This window comes from Oleiphilus sp. HI0086, from assembly GCF_001635225.1.
Genome location: NZ_LWFZ01000835.1, coordinates 1 through 3380 on the forward strand (window position 1 = coordinate 1; position 3380 = coordinate 3380).

Annotated in this window: 5 protein-coding genes; 1 reads left to right on the forward strand and 4 read right to left on the reverse strand. The window is 43.6% G+C overall.

The annotated features are described in order from the left end of the window. Nucleotides 1–156: 156 nt before the first annotated feature. The 4 genes from A3756_RS15055 to A3756_RS15070 all read right to left on the reverse strand — a co-directional run bounded on the left by A3756_RS15055 (nt 157) and on the right by A3756_RS15070 (nt 2067). Nucleotides 157–600: an MBL fold metallo-hydrolase gene (locus tag A3756_RS15055; protein ID WP_068553790.1), complete on the reverse strand. Its 444-nt coding sequence runs from the start codon at nt 598–600 to the stop codon at nt 157–159. Nucleotides 601–708: 108 nt separating this feature from the next. Further along, nucleotides 709–1008: a type II toxin-antitoxin system RelE/ParE family toxin gene (locus tag A3756_RS15060; RefSeq protein ID WP_068511530.1), complete on the reverse strand. Its 300-nt coding sequence runs from the start codon at nt 1006–1008 to the stop codon at nt 709–711. Between the two features lie 5 nt (nt 1009–1013). Continuing rightward, complete coding sequence (locus A3756_RS15065) at nt 1014–1271, reverse strand: type II toxin-antitoxin system ParD family antitoxin (protein ID WP_068553791.1); 258 nt, start codon at nt 1269–1271, stop codon at nt 1014–1016. A gap of 106 nt (nt 1272–1377) precedes the next feature. Then, the gene (locus A3756_RS15070; protein ID WP_068553792.1) at nt 1378–2067 is read right to left on the reverse strand and encodes a transposase; all 690 of its coding nucleotides are present in this window, start codon (nt 2065–2067) and stop codon (nt 1378–1380) included. A gap of 183 nt (nt 2068–2250) precedes the next feature. Here A3756_RS15070 and A3756_RS15075 point away from each other — a divergent pair, with 183 nt between their 5' ends. After that, entirely contained in the window at nt 2251–3315 is a 1065-nt protein-coding gene (locus tag A3756_RS15075) for a Fic family protein (RefSeq protein ID WP_082865282.1), read from the forward strand. The last annotated feature ends 65 nt before the right edge of the window (nt 3316–3380 follow it).

The window sequence follows — 3380 nt, forward strand, 5'->3', positions numbered from 1 at the left end:
ACTCTCGGCTTAAAAGCGCTAAGAATAACGTGCTCGACAAATTGAGTTTCAATGCATGGAAGGAGTTTGTGATTGATGGTGATCAGTCGTTGCGATTACTCGATCACCGTTTGCGATAACAGCTAAAAGTGAGTCATTTTGAATCGCAATGAGTGATCACGTTCCGTCGCAACAGGTGATCACTTTGAATCGCAACGAGCGATCAGGTTCGCGCGGAATACGCAGCACCGACATAAATTGTCGGATCATCTGTTTATTACGGGTGAAACCAATCTTCACCGCATCTTCCAGTACCAGCGGTAAAAGCACAGCCGACGGCTCAGAACAGTATATCGGCCCATCAAAGCCAGCAGCGAGAAGATAAGGAATGCGCCCGACATGATCGATATGAACATGGGTCACGACAAGCGCTTTAATATGAGAAACTGGGAAGTCGATTTCAAGCTGGCTTTCACTCGACAGCCCAGAGGTCTCGGCCCCTTGAAACAATCCGCAATCAATCAGAATACCTTGTTGTTCAGAACTGTTTTTATCAGAAATGCGAAGCTCGTGACACGAACCCGTTACGCCATTCACCGCTCCGTGGTGTAGGATTTTCATGTGATGTCCTTATCAATTAAGTTAAGGGAAGAATATCACAACGCTCGCGCTAGATTCCAACAGGATGGTTTCAATCGAGTCTGACCCCGTTGTCAGCTAAGTATTGAACTATGTCAGGTGCCGCTGAGGATCTTGGCGACGATGTAATACACGAATAATCTCCACCGTATCGCCTGTAACCCTATAAAACAGGGTATGGCTCGCAATAGGTAGGCTTCTGGTGCCAGCTAGAAGTTCAGAGCGATCAACTCCTATCATGGCTTGTTCAGTGAGAGTCCAAAAGTGTTCTTTTATATTTTCAAGGTAGCTATCAGACTGGGTTTTCCCCCATTGCCGCAACCCGTACTGATAGATGTTTTTTAAATCAGTTTTCGCAGCAGGGGCTATAACAAGGTGGCGTGTTGGCATGAAACTTAAGCCATAATATCATTGAACAATGAATCTAAAGAGGATTTTGATTTAATAGAAATACCTTCACCGCTATCTATCTGGCCGGTGCCAACTTTCAGTTGCTCGCGTAAACGAGCCAATTTCACTTCGTGGATCCAGTCCTCGTGCGTATCCATAAAGCGCAATGCTTCACGAATCACTTCGCTGGCATTATTGTATAAGCCACTTTCAACTTTGGCTTTAACGCGAGACTCTAGCTCGGCAGTCAGGGACACATGCATAATGGCCTCCAAGAGTAAAAATTTATAAATTTCATGCTAGGCAAAAATACAAGCATTGTCAATCTTTGTATTATAAAATATAAAAGGGGTCGGTGACAATTAGTAATCATTCGCACTTGAGAGGTCGCCCTATCTTTGAATAGCCAATTGATCTCTTAAGATTTTCTTCGATTTGTGCCTTAAAACGATCATCCCCCAAAGGCATCGAGAAACTGGCTGAAGTACGAATCTCATGTATGACGCCCTTCGACAACGCAACGTTAAACAATTCTCGATAGCGAACAAGGCGGCTCTGCGTATCATGTGCCAATTGAGCATATACCTCATGCGCACTAATTAACGGACTTCTTTCACCATATGCATTACACCGATAGCTAGACCATCGGTAATCAGCCGGATGCTCGACCATATTAGCCATAACCGGGTTTAGCTCTATATACCGATAACACTTGAGCAAATACCCTTCAGCATCGATCAAGCTTGCTTTATGACGACTCTCCCACAATGTACCGCATCGCCGATATGTCTTATTGATGTATTGTACATAGCGCCGTCCAAGTGACTGCATCACTTTAGAGACACCATCAGGACATGAAGGTGTCAACAAAAGATGAGTGTGATTCGTCATCAAGACATAAGCATGACAACTTACATCATAGCGTTCACACGCTTCTTGTAAGCATTCCAGATAAAACTGATTATCTTGATCTGAAAAGAAACACGCTTCCCGATTGTTTCCCCGTTGGATTACATGGCACGGCACTCCTGCCATATACATTCTCGGCTTCCTTGGCATTTCAGTTTCCTCTATCTTCCTTGATAGTTACACGTGATTATCGACCTAAGCTAAGACCTTTTCAAGCTGAGTAATGCGAATGATTATTATGTGTCACCGACCCCTTTTGCTTTGCCTTTTGCTTTACTTTATCGGACATATTAAATAGAGTTATGTCCTATATATTAGAATACAGGCTCAGTTATGACCGAGAAACTAGACCCGTCAATGCTCCTCCAGCTGCTTAAGCAAGCCCCTGAATCTTTCGCGCTGTCTGATATTCTTGAATTGATAAATAAACCAACACTCAAGCTTAGCCCTCCTTCAGATCGAACGATACGCCGTTGGCTTAATGAATTAAGTGAGCAAGGCCTGCTTATTAAAACTGGCAGTCGTAAAGGTACACGATATAGTCTTGCTGCACACCAAACGACGCCCAATATGCTTCAGTTTTTGCAGGGACTAGATACAGATATTCAGCTATCTACACTCAAGCAGATTAGAAACCTCTGGACTCATACCTCAACGGCACTAGAAGGCAATACTTTAAGCTTAGGTGATACAAAGTTTATATTGGACGAGGGGTTAACCATTTCAGGTAAACCACTCAAAGAGCACCAGGAAATATATGGCCACGCTAGTGCTATCGAATTGATTTACCAAAACCTTAACCAAGCCTTTACAGCAGAAAGCTGCTTCCAACTTCATTTAGCTATTCAAACAGACCGCGTCACCGACATTTATAAACCGAATGGAGCCTGGAAAGTTGAAATGAACGGTACCTATGCAGTTAATAAGAAAAACCAACAAGTATTTATCGAATATGCCCACCCCTTACATACAGAAAAGTTAATGGCTCTTTTTATCGAAGAGCTCAACTCATTATGCAAGCAAACTCTCAACCTTAAGGACGGAATCAAAGCCTACGCGAAGATTCACATGGGCTTTGTACATATCCACCCCTTCTGGGACGGAAACGGACGCCTTGCGCGATTAATTGCAAACATTCCTCTGCTAAAGTCAGGCCTTCCCCCCATCGTTATTTCGCAGGACGAAAGACAGCAGTACATAAAAATACTTGCAGACTACCAGCTGAAAGTTGGACAACTGACACCTGACTCCGGTGTTTGGCCGAAAACTAAGCTGCTTACTGACTTTGAACAGTTTTGTGACCGCTCCCATAAAGAAACAAGAGAGCTAATAGAAGGCGCTAAAAAACTTCAGGAACAAAGGAACAAAGGAATAACACCAACACAATACGTCTGCTGATTACTCATTCAGCCCAACTAGAGCAGAAAGTCAAAGCAGCTGCATACAAGTTGGAGGCAACTACA

Excerpts from the sequence above, each read along its gene's own strand:
- A3756_RS15065 (WP_068553791.1), bottom strand. The coding sequence starts at position 1,271 with ATGCATGTGTCCCTGACTGCCGAGCTAGAGTCTCGCGTTAAAGCCAAA.
- A3756_RS15075 (WP_082865282.1), top strand. The coding sequence starts at position 2,251 with ATGACCGAGAAACTAGACCCGTCAATGCTCCTCCAGCTGCTTAAGCAA.
- A3756_RS15070 (WP_068553792.1), bottom strand. The coding sequence starts at position 2,067 with ATGCCAAGGAAGCCGAGAATGTATATGGCAGGAGTGCCGTGCCATGTA.
- A3756_RS15055 (WP_068553790.1), bottom strand. The coding sequence starts at position 600 with ATGAAAATCCTACACCACGGAGCGGTGAATGGCGTAACGGGTTCGTGT.
- A3756_RS15060 (WP_068511530.1), bottom strand. The coding sequence starts at position 1,008 with ATGCCAACACGCCACCTTGTTATAGCCCCTGCTGCGAAAACTGATTTA.